The following is a 17,687-nucleotide window of genomic DNA, read 5'->3' on the forward strand; positions in this document are numbered from 1 at the left end:
GCCGGTTTGCGCCGCCTTCAAAGCCGCGGTATGCTGGAAGCAGATAAGGGGGCAACCAAGTATGACTGCACAAAACACGCTCGCCCGTGTCCGCACGGCGCTTTTGACACCGGCGGTTTTTCCCGAAGGACAGCCGCGATTAAAAACCAATTTGGACACGAATTTCTTAAAGCTCATCGCCATTATTTCCATGTTCATCGACCATATCGGCGGCGCGTTTTTCCCCGAGGTCGGCTGGTTCCGCTGGGTCGGGCGGCTGGCGTTCCCGATTTTCTGCTACTGCATGACGGTCGGCCTGCTGTATACCCGGGACATTAAAAAATACCTGTTCCGGCTGGGGCTGTTCGCGGTCGTTTCGCAGCCGTTTTACATTCTGGCGTTCCATCCGCACGACTTTTTCGCGCAGTTCACCAATTGGAACATCTTTTGCACGCTGTTTCTCAGCCTGCTCGCCATGTACGGCCTCAAGGAGCGGAAATGGTGGCTGTTCGCCCTGGCGTTCTTTACCGTTTGCTGGTGGAATTTCGATTACTCGGGCACAGGCGTTATGCTGATGCTGGTTTTCTACCTGTGCCGCAACCGCCCCGCGCTGGGCGCCATACTCTACCTGTTGGTCATGTCGCCGCTCCACGTCCATGCGGGCGACCCGCTCAATTTCGTGTTCGGCGGCCTGACGCTCGGCTGGACATTCTTCGTGGTGTTCGCCATGCCGTTTATCTTCCTGCGCACGAACGTGCATCCCAAGATCCCCAAGTGGTTTTTCTATGCGTTCTACCCGGCGCATCTCGCGCTGATTGCTATTTTACAGTTTGTTCTTTGATGGAAAGGAGTTTTAAAACCATGTTATCTGTTGAAAACCTACACAAAAGCTATCAGGTGGGCAAAACCACCTACGAGGTGCTGAAGGGCGTTTCGCTCGAGGTCGAAAAAGGCGAGTTCGTCGCGGTCATGGGGCCGTCCGGCTCGGGCAAGACGACGCTCTTAAACTGCATCTCGTGCTACATCCCCGCCGACTCCGGCAGCATCCGGCTCGGCGGCGAGGAACTCGCCCGGCTCGATGAAAACGCGCTCGCACAGGTGCGCAACCGCAAGCTGGGCTTCGTGTTTCAGGATTTTCTGCTGCTCGACGGCCTGACCGTGCGCGATAACATCATGCTGCCGCGCATCATCAGCGGCCGCACGGGACAGGACATGGAGGCCGCCGCCGACCGCCTGTGCGACGTGTTCGGCATCTCGCCCATCAAAGGCAAATACCCCGCGGAAATTTCGGGCGGCGAAAAACAGCGCACCGCGGTCGCCCGCGCGCTCATCAACGATCCGCTGCTCATTCTGGCCGATGAGCCGACCGGCAACCTCGATTCCAAATCGTCCCGCGCGGTCATCGGCAGTTTTGCGCAGGCGCGCGACAGCCTCGGCGCGACGATCTTCATGGTGACGCACGATTCGTTCGCCGCTTCCTACTGCGACCGCGTGGTCATCCTGCGCGACGGCGTGGTCTGGCGCACGCTCGCGCGCGGCGGCGAGACCCGCGGCGAATTCCAGGATCAGCTTCTGGACGCGATCCGCGAAATGTCAGCGGAGGTGTGAGCCATGCATAGCTTTTCCGAGGTCTATGCGGCGCTTCGCCGCGAAAACCGCAAACAATACGCCTTGCTGGTCTGCTGCTGCTTTTTCTCCGTGCTGCTCATCACAGCATACGTCTGCATGATGCGCTCGCCCACCATCCTGTCCGTGCTGCCGGAGGGCGGCGACAGCCGCAAGCAGGTGATGATGATTTTCGGGCTGACCGTCGTCGGCTGCGGTGTGTTCACCACCTACGCGTCCGGCCTGTTTTTCCGGCAGAAATCCCGCGAAACAGGTGTGTTCCTCGCGCTTGGCGCGTCCCGCGCGCAGCTCCGGCGCGAGCTGGGCCGCGAGCTGGCCTTGATTTCGTTCGGTTCGTGCGCCGCGGGCGCCGTGCTTGGCGCACCGCTCGCGTTTGTCCTGTGGCAGCTTTTCCGCCTGTTTGTGGTCGACACCGACGAGATGCCGCTTTCTTTTGACCCAAAGGCCTATGCGATCGCGCTGGCGTTCTCGCTGTTTGTGATCGTGATGCTTTTCTGGATGGGCGCACGCTTCATCCGCCGCACCAACATCATCGATATCGTACAGGAATCGCACAAATCCGAGCCTATCCGCGATGTGCCGCGCTGGTATGGCCCCGTGGGGATCGTGCTGACCGCGCTCGGCGCGTTCCTTGGCTACAGCGTCCCCTCCTGGATCATTCTCGGCCTGCACTGGTACCCGCCCGAGGGCCTGACCTCGATCTTTTATCTGCCCGCGCTCATCGGCCTGTATATGATCCTGCTGCACACGGTCGTCAACGGCTGGCGGCAGGGTAAAAACCGCTACCGCCATATCATTTCCAACAGCATGATGAAATTTCAGGGGCGGCAGACCGTGCGCAACATGCTGGTCATGACGCTTTTGATCGCCGGCGCGTACTTCGCCTCGTTCTACACACCCATGCTGGGCACAGGCGCGATGATCGGATATGACAAGCGTCCGGTGGACTTTTCCTACCACTACCGTGCCGACCAGGATATCCCCGGCAGGGACGAGGTCGAATCGCTCGCCCGCGAGCACGGCGTGCAGCTTACGAGCTTCGAGATGCAGCCCGCCGCCGTGCTGGGCGTGGATGGGACGGCCAGCGTCGAGACCGAGGGCGCGTTCGGCACGACCTATACCGTGGAATACCGCGAACTGTTAATGGAGGGCGTATTCCTGTCCGAAAGCGCTTATAATGCGCTCACCGGGCAGAGCGTCGATATTGCGCCCGGCACGGTCACCGGCATCTTCACGGAGGAAACCGGCGGAGGCGGCATGTTCGGCGGCGACGCGACCCTGCTCACCAACATGGTAACCGGCGAAACACTGCGCGTCACCCCGGCCGAGGATAAATTCACCTACGATATGCTGTTCGGCCGCTATGTCATGGATGACGGCGACTACGCAAAGATCACCGCTGGACTTACCCCGGAGTGGCGCGAAAACCAGGTGTTTTTCAACGTTGCGGACGCGGAAAGCAGCTATGATTTCGCAAAAGCCCTGTTTAATGAGATCGTCGACCGCTCCGGTTCCGAGGTCGCGGTTTACGACGCTTACGACCAGGTATCTGAGCTGCAAGCGGCGGAGCGCGGCGAAACCTACTCCTTTTCCCCTGCAAACCTGGAATCCGCGGGCTTTGACACCGTTTCCTACGATCAGCGCGATTCCTCCAACTTCCGCATGTTCTGGAAGTATATGCCGCAGTTCCGCTCGCTGGACAAAGCTGATTTCGTCAAAACCACCGCTGTGTTCCTTATGCTGTTCATCTTTATTGCGATCGTGTGCTTTTCGGCGGTCATCGTCATCGCGTTCACCCGCTGCATGACTATTGCCATGACCAACGCCCATGTCTACGACGACTTGCGCCACCTCGGCGCACCCGACGCATACCTGTTCGGCGCGGTGCGCAGCCAGATCGCACGCGTGTTTGCCGTCCCGGCGGCGGCAGGCACGGGCATCATCTATGCGTTCTACCTGATGATCATGTATTTCAACGGCGACCCCGCGGGCATCACCCCGAGCGAAGCCGCCGGGCTGGCCGCCTGCCTCGGCCTGATTGCCGTGCTGTCCGCCGGGTTCTACCTCGTCTACCGGCTGACCCGCCGCAGCGTGTGCCGCGCGCTTTCGATCAAAAAGCCTTGACAGCGCGTTTTGCCGGTGCTATACTCGATACATACCAATCGTATGTATCGAGGTGGGCACATGGCGCGCAACAAATATCCTGAGCAGACCGTGGAGAAGATCATTGAGGTTTCTCTGCGCCTGTTCCTTGAGCGGGGTTACGACCACACGACCGTGCAGGACATCGTCGACCATCTGGGCGGGCTGACCAAGGGCGCGGTATATCACCACTTCAAAAGCAAAGAGGAGATTTTTGAGGCGGTGCTGGACCACATGTTCCGCTTTAAGGATGAGCAGGTCGGTGCAATCATGCGCGATAAGCGGCTGAATGGCCGCGAAAAGCTGCGATGCATGATCGCGGACAGTCTGGGCGACCCGGCGCAGGACCAGCTTTTCTCCATCGCGCCCAATATGGGCACGAACACCCGTTTTCTGGGTGCGCAGATTTTACAAGTGCGGGAGGTTTCGCGGGCGTATATCGAGCCGGTCATCCGCGAGGGCATCGCGGATGGGTCGATCCAGGCCGACCAGCCGGCCGAGCTTGCTGAAATGTTCCTGTTCCTCATCAATTTCTGGCTCAATCCGCTGGTATTTCAAATGGACGCCGCGCAGGTCGCCGAAAAGTGCCGTTTCTGCCGGAACTGGCTTCGCCTTTATGGGCTGGAGGAGCTTTTGGGAGACGAGGACATCGTCCATTTGCAGCGTTACTGCGAGCTGGCCGCACAGCGGAAAAAATAAACTGCCCCACAGTGGGCAGCTTATTTTTCCATATATACATACCAACCGAATGTATCTAATTGGAGGCTATTTCATGAAACCCACCCTGTTTTCGCGTGATTTCACGCTGGTCGTCATCGGGCAGATCATCTCGCTGTTCGGCAACGCCATTCTGCGCTTTGCCCTGCCGCTCTACCTGCTTGACATCTCGGGTTCTCCCGCGCTGTTCGGGCTGTGCTCGGCGCTGTCTTTCCTGCCGATGATCGTTTTGACGCCGGTCGGCGGCATCGTGGCCGACCGGGTCAACAAGCAGCGCATCATGGTCGTTTTGGATTTTGCCACCTGCGCGCTGGTTGCAGCGTTTGCGTTTGCGATGGGCCGGCTGCCGCTCATCCCGCTGCTCATCCTCACGCTCATGTTGCTGTACGGCATCTCGGGCGCTTACCAGCCCGCCGTGCAGGCCAGCCTGCCGCTTCTGTGCGCCGGGGACGATCTGCTGTCCGGCAACGCGGTCATCAACCAGGTCTCGGCGCTCAGCAGCCTGCTCGGCCCGGCGATCGGCAGCGTGCTTTACAGCGCATTCGGGCTGAAACCCATCCTCGCGGTCGCCGCGGCCTGCTTTTTCGGCTCTGCGGTCATGGAGCTGTTCATCCGCATCCCGCATACGCCCCGGCCTAAAGGCGGCAGCGTGCTGGCAACCGTCCGCGGCGACCTTTCGGACAGCCTGCGCTTCATCGTGCGGGAAAAGCCCGTTTTGGGGCGGTATATCGTGCTCATCTGCGCGTTCAATATTTTCCTCTCCGCGCTGATGATCGTCGGCCTGCCTGTGATCGTCAAGCAAACGCTCGGGCTGGGCGACCTATGGTACGGCTTCCAACAGGCCGCGATGGCGGCGGGCGGCCTTGTTGGCGGCGTGCTCGCGGGCGTGCTATCGCGCAGGCTGACCATCCGCCACACCGGTTCCCTGCTCATGATGTGCGCGGCCGGGCTGCTGCCGATCGGCCTTGCGCTGCTGCTGCGGCTGCCCGCCGCCGCGGCTTACACGGTCGTGACCGTGGCGAGCGTGCTGCTTCTCGCGTGCGCCACACTGTTTCAGGTGCAGGTGCTCGCGTTTGTGCAGGCGGTCACGCCGCCCGAGCTGACCGGAAAGGTCATTGCCTGCCTGCTCGCGCTCTCCATGTGCGCGCAGCCCATCGGCCAGACGATGTACGGCGGCCTATTCGAACTGCTCGGCGGCTACGAGGCGTTTCTGGTGCTCGGCGCGGCGGCGGCCGCCTTCGCTATCGCTGCGCGGGCGGCACGGCTTGCCAAGACCGTAGATCCCGCTTAAAAAAAGGCTGCCGCACCGGAAGAGTGCGGCAGCCTTTTGTCATTCCTCACGCGGCGTAAGCGCGCGGTCACAGTTTGCGGCATACACGATCAGCGCCATCTGGAAAATAAGCGCCAGCGCATACCAGAAATCCATTACCCCGCCGCGCAGCACGGATATCACGCTGAGCAGCACATAGGGGATCAGGAATACCCGACGGAACCGCCTGCCGTTTTCCGCGAGATCCAAGCGGCCATGCGCCCCGGAAAGAAAAATCAGCAGCCCGGCAACGTGGTAGTAGACCGCCGCGTTCAGCGCGGTCTGTGTGAGTGAAACCGCGGTAAGCGTCCAAGCGGGCACGGCAGCCTGCACCAGTGGGAACCATGCCAGCAGGCTTGCGAGCGCCGCCAGCCCCAGCGCCTTGCCAAACCAGCGCGGCCAGGGGTACTCCGGGAAAGCCCGCATCTGCTCCCCGACTGTCCAATAGCCCAGAAACGCGGGCAGCAGGTCGATCTGGAGGATACCGAAAAGGCCGATATTCAGCCCAAAGCCGATGCGGATGAGCGCCCAAAACAGCGGGCGCAGGCTGCGTTCAGCCGTTTGCTCCATCGTTTTCCGCCTCCTCTCCCGCCGACACAATGCGGAAAGATAAATCCGCAATTTCGCCGCCGTTTAGCTGTGTGCGCAGGTAAAACGCCTGCGGCGCTCCGTTTTTCTGAAATACGCCGTTGTTCATCAGGCCGGTCGGATACCAGCCGTCCCGTCCGGGCTCAATCTCGCCCAGGACGGCCGTGCAGCCCCAGCGGATGAATTTTCCGAACTCACTGCTGGTCGAGCTGACGCGGTACGGGTCGGTCTCCGGCACATCGTTTTCAGAGAGCGGTTCGGGCGAACCGGCCACGCCCAGCACGCCGAGCATCTGAACGCCCTGCTTCGGCCGAATGAACATCTGCCCCGCAAGGCCGCTCTTCCCCGCCATCGGCAAAACGCCGCCGCGTGACCAGCCGAACATGTCCGCCGCCGGATCAGCCTGCTCCTGCCAAACGCCGGTCTGCTTCTGATAGCCGTAGAAAGCGTAGGTCTGCCCCGCGATAACGCGCGCCTCATAGTCGAAATTTTTATCCTGCGCGCGGTAAACGAACAGGCTGTCGTCCAGCGGATAGTCCCACTCCCAGCCGGACACGTTTGCCTGCCCGCGCTCCACACTCTGCACGACGTACCGCCCGTCCTGCCGGATCACGCGCACGCGATCGTATCGGTAGACGGACGCGCCGCTGCCGTCGGACTCCGCGATGCGCACGAGCGGATATAGGATGGTCGCCGTGCCGCCGTCCCGCGTCCCGCGCACGTTATATACGCCGAATGCCGGGGCGATCGACCAGCTCTCATAATCGAGGTTTTCGATCTCGCTGCGCTCCACCGTACCGTAGGCCGCGAGATATTCCCAGTCCACGGTCTCGCCGTCGAACGCCCAAGGCAGGCCGCCCTGTGCCTGATTCGCGGAAAAAACCTGCGTGAGCCGTTCCCGCTCGTCATCGTCCGCGACAATATAGCGGTAGTATCCGTTGTCCAATGCAAATGATTTCCCGTATAAGTACAGCGCTTCGTTCAGGTCGCTCACCCGGTAGCGTCCGGCCCTTTGCAGATACGCGGACACATCCCCGTCCGGCATGCCGGGGTCGCCCCAGCGCACGGCCTGCGCCTGCGGCCCGGTAAGGCACATCCATGCGAGCAGGCAAAACAGCACTGCGCTCATACCGCGCGCGCGGCCCGAGATCTCCTTGTGGCGCGTGACGCGCACGATGCGGCGGCGGATATTGGATGCGCCGTTCGCAATGCATGAGGTGCCCATCCGGTACCGGAAGCGCGGCTGCACCATATCAAGCAGCGCGCGGCCGTAGGCGATGTGCTCCTCCGGGTCGAGCAGCTCGAGCACGCATTCGTCGCACGCGGTCTCACAATCGTCCGAAACACCGCCAAACACCCGCCACAAAAAGGGGTTGAACCAATGCAGGCAGCGAAACGCCATGAAAACATAGTTTTTCAGTACATCGTGCCGGACGATATGCACTAACTCGTGCAAAAGCACCTTATCGTCCAGCGTGTCCGCCATGATTGCAGGCACGACCAGCACGGGCAGGAACGCGCCGCATACATAGGGCGTATCCCCGTCGGGAGCCAGCCGAACGCGCACGGGTTCGGGACCGTTGCCCGCGCATACCCGTCCCATCAGCCCGGCCGCGCGGGCGGCAAACGCCGCGCCCGCCTTGGGATACCGCCTTGCCCGCACAGTCAGCCACAGGCCAAGCGCCAGCAAGTACAGCAGCAGCGCCGCCGCGCCCGCTGCCCAGACCCAGAACAGCACGCGGTCAAGCGTATCCGTCCAGCCGGGCAGCCGCGCGCCTGATACCTCATACAGCCGCTCATAGCACCCCCCGCCCAGATGGACGACCGGCACCGCCGCGTCCCGCCCGCCGGAAAGCGCCTGCCCCGCGCAGCCCGATATGGCTTTTGCGGCTTTTCCCACATCGGCCGCGCTCTGCACGCCGAGCGTGCTCGCGGGCATAAACGCCGCCCACGGCGGGATGACCAGCCGCGCAAGCAGGATCAGCCAGACCAGATAATGCCACTTTGCCGTCAAATGCTCGCGAAACAGCCATTTGACGAGCAGCAGCAGCCCAGCCACGGCGCTTGCAGCGAGCGACCACTGCAAAATCAGTGAAAACCGCATCCGATTTCCCCCCTTTCGGTCATTTTCCGCGCGCTTCCGCTTGGTCGAGCAGTGCGCGCAGCTCCTCTGCCTCAGTTTCTGAAAGCGTGCTTTGCTGCAAAAACGTGCGCATGAGCTGGCTGGCCGAGCCGTCAAACACGCGGGACACAAAGCTGCGCGTTTCTTCCCGCACGCAATCCTCCCGCGACAGAAGCGGCAGATATCGCTTGGGCGCGCGGCCATCCGCGGCGCACACATACCCCTTTGCCGTGAGCCGGGTCAGAAACGTATGCACCGTGTTGCGGCTCCAGCCTGTGTCCGAAAGCGCCTGCGCGACCTCGGCTGCCGTGCCGCCGGAGAGCTCCCACAATGCGTCCAGCACGCGCCACTCGGCCTCGGATATTTTTTGTTTCACTATCCTCACCTCACTACAATTGTAGTCTATATCTTGATACTACACTTGTAGTCTGCATTTGTCAAGCGTGCACGCCTGTGGTACAATGGCTTTCGAGGTGAGAAACATGAACCGCATCCTGATCGTGGAAGACGACCGCGCGCTGGGCCGCGGGCTGACCGTCGCGCTGGGCGCGCTGTCGCCCGTGCTGGCGCACACCTGCGCCGAGGCGCGGCAGGCGCTCGCGGACGGCGGCTTCGACCTTGCGCTGCTCGATATCAACCTGCCCGACGGCTCCGGGCTCGACCTGCTCTCCGAGATCCGGCAGGCGGGCGACCTGCCCGTCATCCTGCTGACCGCCAACGATCTGGAGACCGATATCGTGACCGGCCTGACGCTGGGGGCGGACGATTATATTGTTAAGCCCTTTTCGCTCGCCGTGTTGCGCGCGCGGGTGGACGCGCGGCTGCGGCGCAGTACCGTGCAGCCCGCTTCGGTGTGCCTTGGCCCGTTCGCGTTCGATTTTGACCGGCTCACGTTCACCGCGGACGGCAAGCCTGTGCAGCTTTCACAGACCGAGCAGAAGCTTTTGCGCCTGCTTGTTGAAAACCGGGGCGCGACGCTGCCCCGCGCCATGCTTATCGACCGTATCTGGACAGACGGCGCGGACTATGTGGACGAAAACGCGCTTTCGGTCACCGTCGGGCGGCTGCGCGGCAAGCTTGGGCCGGAAGCGCCCATCAAAACGGTCTACGGCGTGGGCTATACCTGGGCGGTGGACGGATGAAATACGCTGTTATTGCCGCATTTCTGCTCGCGGCTCTGGTCGTGGTATACGACCGGCTCCGGCTGCGCCGCAGCCTGAAAACGCTGAACCGCCTGCTGGACGCTGCGATCTCAGGTGATTTTTCCGAGAAAACCTTTGATGAAAGCCGTCTCTCCGCGCTTGAGAGCAAGCTCGCGCATTGGCTGAACGCGCAGGTGAACGCCGCCGGCCGCATGCGGGAGGAAAAAACGCGGATGCAGGCGCTTATTGCGGATATTTCGCACCAGACCAAGACCCCGGTTGCGGGCATCCTGCTGTACGCCGGACTTTTAAGCGAGCAGGAACTGCCCGCGGACTGCCGCGCGTATGTCGAAGCGCTCACCGGGCAGGCGGAAAAACTGCGGTTCCTGATCGACGCGCTCATCAAAGCCGGGCGGCTGGAGACCGGCGTGATCGCGGTCAACCCCGAGCTGTCGCCCGTGCAGCCGCTGCTGCGCGACGCGGCGGACGGCGCGCGCGGAAAGGCAGAGGAGAAAGGCGTTGCGCTCACGCTCGCGCCCTGCGAAGCGAGCGCCTGCTTCGACCCCAAATGGACGCGCGAGGCGCTGTCCAATCTGGTTGACAACGCGGTCAAATACACGCCCGCGGGCGGTTCGGTCACGCTGTCGGCCAAGCCCTACGAGCTGTTTTGCCGCATCGACGTTTCAGACACCGGCATCGGCGTGCCCGAACACGAGCAGGCGCGCATTTTCGAGCGGTTTGCGCGCGGCGCGGCGGTTTCGCAGGATGAGGGGGTCGGCCTCGGGCTGTATCTCGCGCGGGAGATCGCTGCCGCCGAGGGCGGATACATTAAAGTAGCGTCCACGCCCGGAACAGGCAGCACATTTTCGCTGTTTCTGCCGCGCGGCATATGAAATCTGACAAAACTGTTAGATTCCCGAAAGGCTGTCGCAAGAGTTATTTGTTAAAGTCTGTATTGTACCAAAGCGTACGATACAGACTTTTTATTGGGAGGCACTCTCTATGACTGTTTTGGAAACCCAGGACCTGCGCAAGATCTACGGCGCGGGCGAAACCGAAGTGCACGCGCTCGACGGCGTGAACCTTTCGGTGGAAAGCGGCGAATTTGTCGCTGTCGTCGGCACGTCGGGCAGCGGCAAAAGTACGCTCCTGCACATGCTCGGCGGACTCGACCGGCCGACGAGCGGCAAAGTGATCGTCGGCGGCAAGGAGATTTTCGCCCTGAAAGACGACGAGCTGACCATTTTCCGCCGCCGAAAGATCGGCTTTGTGTTCCAGGCGTATAATCTGGTGCCCGTTTTAAGCGTCTATGAAAATATCGTGCTGCCCATCGAGCTCGACGGCGGCACGGTGGACGAGACGTATGTGGGGGAGGTCATCCACACGCTCGGGCTGGAAAGCAAGCTTGCAAACCTGCCGAGCCAGCTTTCGGGCGGCCAGCAGCAGCGCGTCGCCATTGCCCGCGCGCTCGCTACCAAGCCAGCCATCATACTCGCTGACGAGCCGACCGGCAACCTCGATTCCAAAACAAGCCAGGACGTGCTCTCGCTTATGAAAGTGACGAGCGAGAAATTCGGCCAAACCATTGTGATGATCACCCACAATGAGGAGATCGCACAGCTCGCACAGCGCATCGTCCGCATTGAGGACGGCCAGATCGTGAGAAGGTGAGCGCGATGCTGAAAGTTTCCAACAAAAAATGCATCCGGCGGCTGTCGGACAAGAGCCTCAAGGCCGCGCGCACGCGGAACCTTATCGCGGTGCTCGCCATCGCGCTGACTACGCTGCTGTTCACCTCGCTTTTCACCATCGCTATGACCATTAACAATTCGTTCCAACAGCAGACGTTCCGGCAGGTCGGCGGCGATATGATGGGTACTTTCAAGGATCTCACCGAGGAACAGGTCATCGATCTGTCCGACGATCCTCTCATCACCAAATGGGGCGCGCGGCTGATGCTCGGTTTCCCCACCGAAGCGCCGTTCAACAAATCGCACGTCGAAGTCAGCTATATGGACAAGAATAACGCCGAGGGCTATTTCTGCATGCCGGAGACCGGCAGCCTGCCCCGCGAGGGCACGGACGAGATCGCCGTCGACACGCGCATCCTGAAGCTGCTCGGCGTCCCGCAGAAGCTCGGCAGCAAGCTCACCATGCCCTTTGAACTCGGCAACGGCGAAAAGCGCGCCGACACGTTCACGCTTTCAGGCTTTTGGGAATACGACCCCGCGAGCATGGCGAGCATGGCCATCGTGCCGCGCTCCTATGCCGACGAGGTGCTCGCGGGCTATGAGCGCGCGGGCGATTACGACTCGACCGGCCTCTGGACGCTCAACCTGTATCTTAAAAGCTCGCTGCACATCCGCGACGACCTGAAACAGATCGCAGAAAACCACGGCTATCAGATCGACGACGAGTACGCGGAGAATTTTTTGAAGACCGGCGTCAACTGGGCGTATTCAGGCGCGCAGTTCTCCGCCAACCTCGACCTTTCGGTCGTACTTGCCATCGCGGCGCTGCTGCTGCTCATCGTTTTCACCGGCTATCTCATTATCTATAATGTGTTCCGCATTTCGGTCACAAGCGATATCCGGTTCTATGGGCTTTTAAAAACCATCGGCACGACCGGCAAGCAGATCAAACGCCTGCTGCGCCACCAAGCCTATCTGCTGTCGCTCATCGGCATCCCCATCGGCCTCGTGCTCGGCTTTTTCATCGGCACGCAGCTCGTGCCCATCATCATGGCGCAGCTCTCCTATACCGTGGCGCATGTGAGCGCTCATCCGGCTATTTTCATCGGCGCGGCGCTGTTTTCGCTCGTCACGGTGCGCATATCGTGCGCCAAACCCGGCCGGATCGCCGCGCGCGTGTCGCCCATTGAGGCCGTGCGGTATACCGAATCTTCCGGCGGAAGCAAAAAATCCAAAAAGCATGTCGGACGCGCGGGGCTGGGTACGATGGCGATGCACAACCTCGGCCGCAGCAAATCCCGCACCGTGCTGACCGTGGTCTCGCTCGCGCTCGCAGTTGTGCTGTTAAACGGCGTATATATGTTCGCGCAGGGCTTTGATATGGATAAATACCTGCGCAGCTGGATCGTGACCGACTTCATCTTTGGCGACGCGGGCTATTTCCAGACCGGGCAGGGCTATACCTCGGTCACGCAAAGCGTGACCGAAGACGCGATCGACACGATAAACGCGCAGGGCGAAGTTACCGAAAGTGGCCGTATTTACGCGCAGCCCGCGTTCACCGATGAGTTTGTACCCGAAGAATGGTTCCGCCAGGGGCACGGCCGCTGGAACTCACCCGAAATCGTGGAGGCCATGATGGAGTCCCTCGAACGGACGGAGGACGGCCGTGTTTGCGACCGTACAGAGCTTTTCGGCATGGAGGATTTCCCGCTTGACCAGCTGAATGTGATCGACGGCGACCTTTCCCCGCTGTATGATGAAAGCCAAAATGCCATCGCGGCGGTCTATATGACCAACGACTATGACGAGGTATATGAAAATTCCCATTGGGTAGGACCCGGTGATACGGTCACGCTGCGCCACATCAAGGAATACGAGTATTACGATATCCGCACCGGTATAGTCGGCGACCCGGAGGCCATCGAGCCGGGTTATCTCGGCCAGCGCGCCAAGACCTATAAGGACGTGACCTACAACGTCTGCGCGTCCGTCACCATCAAAAACGCGATGGGCTTCCGCCATGCGGGCGCGGACCAGTTCGTGCTGAACGCCGAGGTCTTAAAGCGCGACGCGCAGCGCGAGGTCGGCGTGATGACCTACCTGTTCAACACGACCGACGAATCGAACGCCAACATGGAAGCGTTTTTGAAGGACTATACCGAGACCGTGCAGCCCTCCTATGATTATGAATCCAAGCAGTCCTATGTGGACGAGTTCAACGGCTTCCGCAATATGTTCATGACCGTCGGCGGTGCGCTCGCGCTCATCATCGGCCTTGTGGGCGTTTTGAATTTCTTAAACGCCGTGCTCACCAGCATCCTGACGCGCCGGCGCGAATTCGCAGTGCTTCAGGCGGTCGGCATGACCGGAAAACAGCTCAAACGCATGTTGACGAACGAGGGCCTGCTGTATACCGGCTTTTCCCTTGGGCTTGCGCTGATCCTCAGCGCCGCCACCGGCATCGTGCTGCAAACCGCGCTATCCAGCATGTTCTGGTTCTTCACCGCGCGCTTCACGCTGCTGCCCGTGCTGCTGCTCGTGCCCGTCTTCGTGCTGCTCGGCATCGTGCTGCCGCGTCTGTGCTACCGGGTGATCTCGAAACAGAGCGTGGTCGAACGCATTCGAACCGAAGACTAAATAAAAAAACCGCATTCCCAAAGGGATGCGGTTTTTCCGTTTAATCCAGTACCTTATTCCCAAAGGGATGCGGTTTTTCCGTTTAATCCAGTACCTTGATAGACTCGATCACAGGCTGATCCGCCGCCGCGACCGCGCCCGTGCCCGGCTCGGCGGGCGTGTTGTCGCAGATATCGTCGACAATGTCCATGCCCTCTGTCACATAGCCGAAGCAGGCGTAGTCGCCGTCGAGGTGCGGGCTGTCCTGATGGACGATGAAAAACTGCGAGCTCGCGCCGTCATAATCGTTCGGGCGCGCCATCGAGAGCGCGCCGCGCGTGTGCTCCAGTGGGTTTTCTACGCCGTTGTTTGCAAACTCGCCCTTGATGGTTTGCTCCGAGCCGCCCGTGCCATCGCCGTTCGGGTCGCCGCCCTGCATCATAAAGTCTTTGATGATGCGGTGGAATGTCAGGCCGTCATAAAAGCCATCCTCCGCGAGCTTCAAAAAGTTCGCCACCGTTTCGGGCGCGGCAGTCGCGTCCAGCTCGGCCTTGATCGTGCCGTGATCCTTAATGGTAATTTCAATGTGGTGCAGCTCCTTGTCAGCCGCGGACGTGCCGTCCGCTTCACCGCCCTGCGCGGGCGTGCTGCCGCAGCCCGACAGCAACAGCGACGCGCCTAAAACGAGCGCAAATAATTTCCTTTTCATTTTTCCTCGCTCCTTTGCGTTATGATAGGATGCCCAAATGCTCCAATAAAATTTTGGCGCCCATGAAAATTAGCACCACGCCGCCGAACAGTTCGGCCTTGGCCTTGTATTTCGCGCCGAACACGTTGCCCACCTTAATGCCGATAGCGGAAAGCACGAACGTGATCACGCCGATCATGAGCGCCGCGGGCACGATATCGACCTGCAAAAACGCAAACGTCACGCCTATGGCGAGCGCGTCAATACTGGTTGCGACCGCGAGCGGCAGCATGGTGGCGGCGGAGAACGAAGCGCTCATTTCCCCCTCGTCCCCCTGCCGCGCCTCGCGCACCATGCCAAAACCGATCAGCACGAGCAGCACGAACGCGATCCAATGGTCCACCCGCTCGATCAGGCCGCGAAAACCACTGCCAAGTATGTATCCCGCGGCCGGCATAAGCGCCTGAAAGCCGCCGAACCAAGCCCCTGCGGTCAGCGCGTGGCGCGGCCGCAGCTCGCGCACCGACAGCCCCTTGCAGACCGACACCGCAAACGCGTCCATCGACAGGCCGACTGCGATCGCGAGCAGTTCCCATATCCTCATCTTGTTCCTCCCTGCGCCGCGCGGGCACATTCCGATGCGTTTTACTATAGCATATGCTTGGCGCGGCTGTCAACTCTCCGGATCCGCCTCTATCCTGAACAAATCCGCCGGTTTTTGTGCTGGCTTTTCCCCATAAACCGGCGTATAATGAAAACAATATTACAGCATACGCAGAGAGGGGGGCGCGTAGCATGTCAAACCGCAGAAAAGTGATCCGGCGTGTTGATATTCAGGTCTCCATTTTTATGGCGCTGGTCGTGCTGGCCTCCACACTCATGACGTTTACCGTGGGATACGGCATTACCTATCATGATATGATATACTCCCTGCGCGACCGCGTTTCCGCGATCCACTCCCTGCTGGAGGACAAGCTGGACAAATCCACCTTTGTAAACATCAACTCGCAGGCTGATATGTCCGATCCCTCCTATATCGAGACCCACACGCTTTTGGAGTTTATCCGAAATTCCACCGGCGTGATGTATCTTTATACCGCCAAGCAAAATGAGGCGGGTGAGCTGGTCTATGTGGTCGACGGGCTTAGCGAGGACGAGGATTTCCGATATCCGGGCGACGTCATTGAGCCCGAGATCGAAGACGCGATGAACCGCGCGCTCGCGGGGCAGACCGTACTGCCCGACGGCATTCAGAAAACCGATTGGGGCAAGATCTTCATTTCCTATCTCCCTATCCATGCGGACGACGGCTCGCTGGCGGGCGTGGTCGGCATCGAGTTCGCCGCCGAGCACCAATATGACACCTATATGCTCCTGCGCATTTCGGCGCCCTTATGCATCCTGTTATTCTGCGCGGTATCCGTCATATTCGCAGTCGTGTTTTTCCGGCGCATCTCCAACCCGTTTTATCAGGATATGGTCAACACCGACCAACTCACCCAGCTCAAAAGCCGAAACGCATTCGAAATCGATTTGAAAAACTATGAGGCGCGCGGCGTAAGCGCGGACTTTGGCGTGCTGGTCGCCGATCTGGACCAGCTCAAGCTGGTCAACGACACGCTCGGCCATGCCGCGGGCGACGCATACATCCAGCAGGCCGCCGCCGCGATGCGGCAAACGCTGGACGGCCGGGCTGTGCTGTACCGCACGGGCGGCGACGAATTCGTCGCGCTGTTCGAGCATTCCTCGCCGGCAATGCTGCGGCGAGTTTCGGAAAAGATCCGGCAAGCGTTCGCCAAGGCGCGAGCGGGCTGCGAAGGCCCCGCCACGCTGTCGCTCGGCGGCGCAGTGTTCAATGTCTCGCAGGACGCCAGCCTGCTCGACACTTATAAACGCGCCGACGAAAGCATGTATGCCGATAAACGCCTGCGCAGGCAGGGAACCTAACAAAGGCCCCGAAGCTGCCGCTTCGGGGCCTTTGCCATGAGAAAGAGAGAAGAAAAGAGAGAAGCGAAACCTTATGGCTTGAGCACGACCTTAATGAGGCCGGGTTCGGCCGCGTGCAGACGGTCAAACCACATACCGCCCTCCTCGAGCGATGCGGCGGCGCTGATCAGGCTGTCCACATCAACCATATGGTGCGCGATCAGGTCGAGGCAGATATCGTATTCCCCGGCGGACGCACAGCTCCCATGAAGGGCAATCTGCTGGGTCACGCATTTTTGCAGCGGGATCTCCGCGCTTTTCGCCAGATTGCCGACCATGACCACGCTGCCGCCCAGCCGCACGCTTTTGATCGCGGTTCGCAGCGTCGGTGCAACGCCGACCGCCTCAAACGCGATATCCGCGCCGCGCGCGCCGCAGATCTCGCGGACACGGGCGGGCGCGTCCTCCTTGGAGGCGTCGATCACCGCCGTCGCGCCCAGTTTTTGCGCGAGTGCGAGCTTTTGCGCGTCCAGATCGACCACGACCAGGTCGGTCGCGCCCGCGGCTTTGACCATCTGTGTCAGCAGCAGGCCGATGGTGCCCGCGCCGACGATGACCGCCTTGTCTCCCACATGGATCGGCGCGACCGACGCGACCGCGTGCGCGGCGATGGAAAGCGGCTCGACCATCGCAGCCTGCTCAAAAGAGACCGCATCGGGCACGCGGTACAGCGTGCGCGCCTTGACGGCCACATATTCCGCCATTGCGCCCGGGTTTGTGTATTCATCGCAGGAAACGCCGAGCACCATGCGGTTTTCGCAGAGGTTTACCATGCCGTGCCGGCAATACCAGCATTCGCCGCAGTAAACGGTCGAATCAAAGGTCACGCGGTCGCCCGCGGCGTAGCCGCGCACCGCGCTCCCCACCCGCTCGATCACGCCCGCGGCCTCATGCCCCATGATGATGGGCGGCTGGCGGCGGCCGCTCGTACCGTCATAGCCGTGCACGTCGCTGCCGCAGATCGCGCAGGCATGTACGCGCACCAGCACCTCGTCCGCCCCGATCTCCGGGCAGGGCACCTCCTGCATTTCGAGCTGCCCGTATTTCGTCAAAACAAGAGCTTTCATGTCGTTCCTTT

16 protein-coding genes are annotated in these 17,687 nt (G+C 60.8%); 10 read left to right on the top strand and 6 right to left on the bottom strand.

Translation table 11 applies throughout. The features are described from left to right. Positions 1 to 61: 61 nt before the first annotated feature. From SO058_RS06990 to SO058_RS07010, 5 genes are all read left to right on the top strand, one after another. Positions 62 to 820 (top strand): TraX family protein, encoded by a 759-nt coding sequence (locus tag SO058_RS06990; RefSeq protein WP_320842274.1) that lies wholly within the window; start codon positions 62 to 64, stop codon positions 818 to 820. Between the two features lie 20 nt (positions 821 to 840). Beyond that, the gene (locus SO058_RS06995) at positions 841 to 1,587 is read left to right on the top strand and encodes an ABC transporter ATP-binding protein (protein WP_320842275.1); all 747 of its coding nucleotides are present in this window, start codon (positions 841 to 843) and stop codon (positions 1,585 to 1,587) included. 3 nt (positions 1,588 to 1,590) lie between these two features. After that, on the top strand, positions 1,591 to 3,729 hold the full coding sequence (locus SO058_RS07000; protein WP_320842276.1) for an ABC transporter permease: 2,139 nt from the start codon (positions 1,591 to 1,593) through the stop codon (positions 3,727 to 3,729). A 60-nt stretch (positions 3,730 to 3,789) separates the two neighbouring features. Then, positions 3,790 to 4,446, top strand: coding sequence for a TetR/AcrR family transcriptional regulator (locus SO058_RS07005; RefSeq protein WP_320842277.1), 657 nt, complete (start codon positions 3,790 to 3,792; stop codon positions 4,444 to 4,446). A 73-nt stretch (positions 4,447 to 4,519) separates the two neighbouring features. Further along, positions 4,520 to 5,755 carry an MFS transporter gene (locus SO058_RS07010; protein WP_320842278.1) on the top strand — a complete coding sequence of 412 codons (1,236 nt, stop codon included), beginning with the start codon at positions 4,520 to 4,522 and terminating at the stop codon, positions 5,753 to 5,755. 39 nt (positions 5,756 to 5,794) lie between these two features. Here SO058_RS07010 and SO058_RS07015 read toward each other — a convergent pair whose 3' ends face one another. Genes SO058_RS07015 through SO058_RS07025 form a run of 3 tightly spaced genes read right to left on the bottom strand, consistent with a single transcriptional unit; the run spans position 5,795 to position 8,859 of the window. After that, a complete protein-coding gene (locus SO058_RS07015; protein ID WP_320842279.1) occupies positions 5,795 to 6,343 on the bottom strand; it encodes a hypothetical protein in 549 nt (182 codons plus the stop codon). Beyond that, on the bottom strand, positions 6,327 to 8,465 hold the full coding sequence (locus tag SO058_RS07020) for a M56 family metallopeptidase (protein ID WP_320842280.1): 2,139 nt from the start codon (positions 8,463 to 8,465) through the stop codon (positions 6,327 to 6,329). The genes SO058_RS07015 and SO058_RS07020 overlap by 17 nt, the downstream gene beginning before the upstream one ends. A gap of 19 nt (positions 8,466 to 8,484) precedes the next feature. Further along, complete coding sequence (locus SO058_RS07025) at positions 8,485 to 8,859, bottom strand: BlaI/MecI/CopY family transcriptional regulator (RefSeq protein ID WP_320842281.1); 375 nt, start codon at positions 8,857 to 8,859, stop codon at positions 8,485 to 8,487. A 106-nt stretch (positions 8,860 to 8,965) separates the two neighbouring features. On the opposite strand from SO058_RS07025, the gene SO058_RS07030 reads away from it, so the two are divergent. The 4 genes from SO058_RS07030 to SO058_RS07045 all read left to right on the top strand — a co-directional run bounded on the left by SO058_RS07030 (position 8,966) and on the right by SO058_RS07045 (position 13,956). Next, the gene (locus SO058_RS07030; protein WP_320842282.1) at positions 8,966 to 9,625 is read left to right on the top strand and encodes a response regulator transcription factor; all 660 of its coding nucleotides are present in this window, start codon (positions 8,966 to 8,968) and stop codon (positions 9,623 to 9,625) included. Continuing rightward, positions 9,622 to 10,518, top strand: a complete 897-nt coding sequence (locus SO058_RS07035) for a sensor histidine kinase (RefSeq protein WP_320842283.1) — start codon at positions 9,622 to 9,624, stop codon at positions 10,516 to 10,518. The genes SO058_RS07030 and SO058_RS07035 overlap by 4 nt, the downstream gene beginning before the upstream one ends. A 109-nt stretch (positions 10,519 to 10,627) precedes the next feature. After that, positions 10,628 to 11,296, top strand: coding sequence for an ABC transporter ATP-binding protein (locus SO058_RS07040; RefSeq protein ID WP_320842284.1), 669 nt, complete (start codon positions 10,628 to 10,630; stop codon positions 11,294 to 11,296). A gap of 5 nt (positions 11,297 to 11,301) precedes the next feature. Further along, complete coding sequence (locus SO058_RS07045) at positions 11,302 to 13,956, top strand: ABC transporter permease (RefSeq protein ID WP_320842285.1); 2,655 nt, start codon at positions 11,302 to 11,304, stop codon at positions 13,954 to 13,956. A gap of 82 nt (positions 13,957 to 14,038) precedes the next feature. Here SO058_RS07045 and SO058_RS07050 read toward each other — a convergent pair whose 3' ends face one another. Together SO058_RS07050 and SO058_RS07055 are read right to left on the bottom strand one after the other, a co-directional pair. Further along, positions 14,039 to 14,644 carry a peptidylprolyl isomerase gene (locus SO058_RS07050; RefSeq protein WP_320842286.1) on the bottom strand — a complete coding sequence of 202 codons (606 nt, stop codon included), beginning with the start codon at positions 14,642 to 14,644 and terminating at the stop codon, positions 14,039 to 14,041. A gap of 19 nt (positions 14,645 to 14,663) precedes the next feature. Further along, on the bottom strand, positions 14,664 to 15,227 hold the full coding sequence (locus SO058_RS07055) for a manganese efflux pump MntP (protein WP_320842287.1): 564 nt from the start codon (positions 15,225 to 15,227) through the stop codon (positions 14,664 to 14,666). 191 nt (positions 15,228 to 15,418) lie between these two features. On the opposite strand from SO058_RS07055, the gene SO058_RS07060 reads away from it, so the two are divergent. After that, entirely contained in the window at positions 15,419 to 16,570 is a 1,152-nt protein-coding gene (locus SO058_RS07060; RefSeq protein WP_320842288.1) for a GGDEF domain-containing protein, read from the top strand. A 71-nt stretch (positions 16,571 to 16,641) separates the two neighbouring features. Here SO058_RS07060 and SO058_RS07065 read toward each other — a convergent pair whose 3' ends face one another. After that, positions 16,642 to 17,676, bottom strand: a complete 1,035-nt coding sequence (locus tag SO058_RS07065; RefSeq protein ID WP_320842289.1) for a zinc-dependent alcohol dehydrogenase — start codon at positions 17,674 to 17,676, stop codon at positions 16,642 to 16,644. Positions 17,677 to 17,687 lie beyond the last annotated feature (11 nt).

The organism is Agathobaculum sp., assembly GCF_034098985.1.
In the GTDB taxonomy this organism is placed as follows: domain Bacteria; phylum Bacillota; class Clostridia; order Oscillospirales; family Butyricicoccaceae; genus Agathobaculum.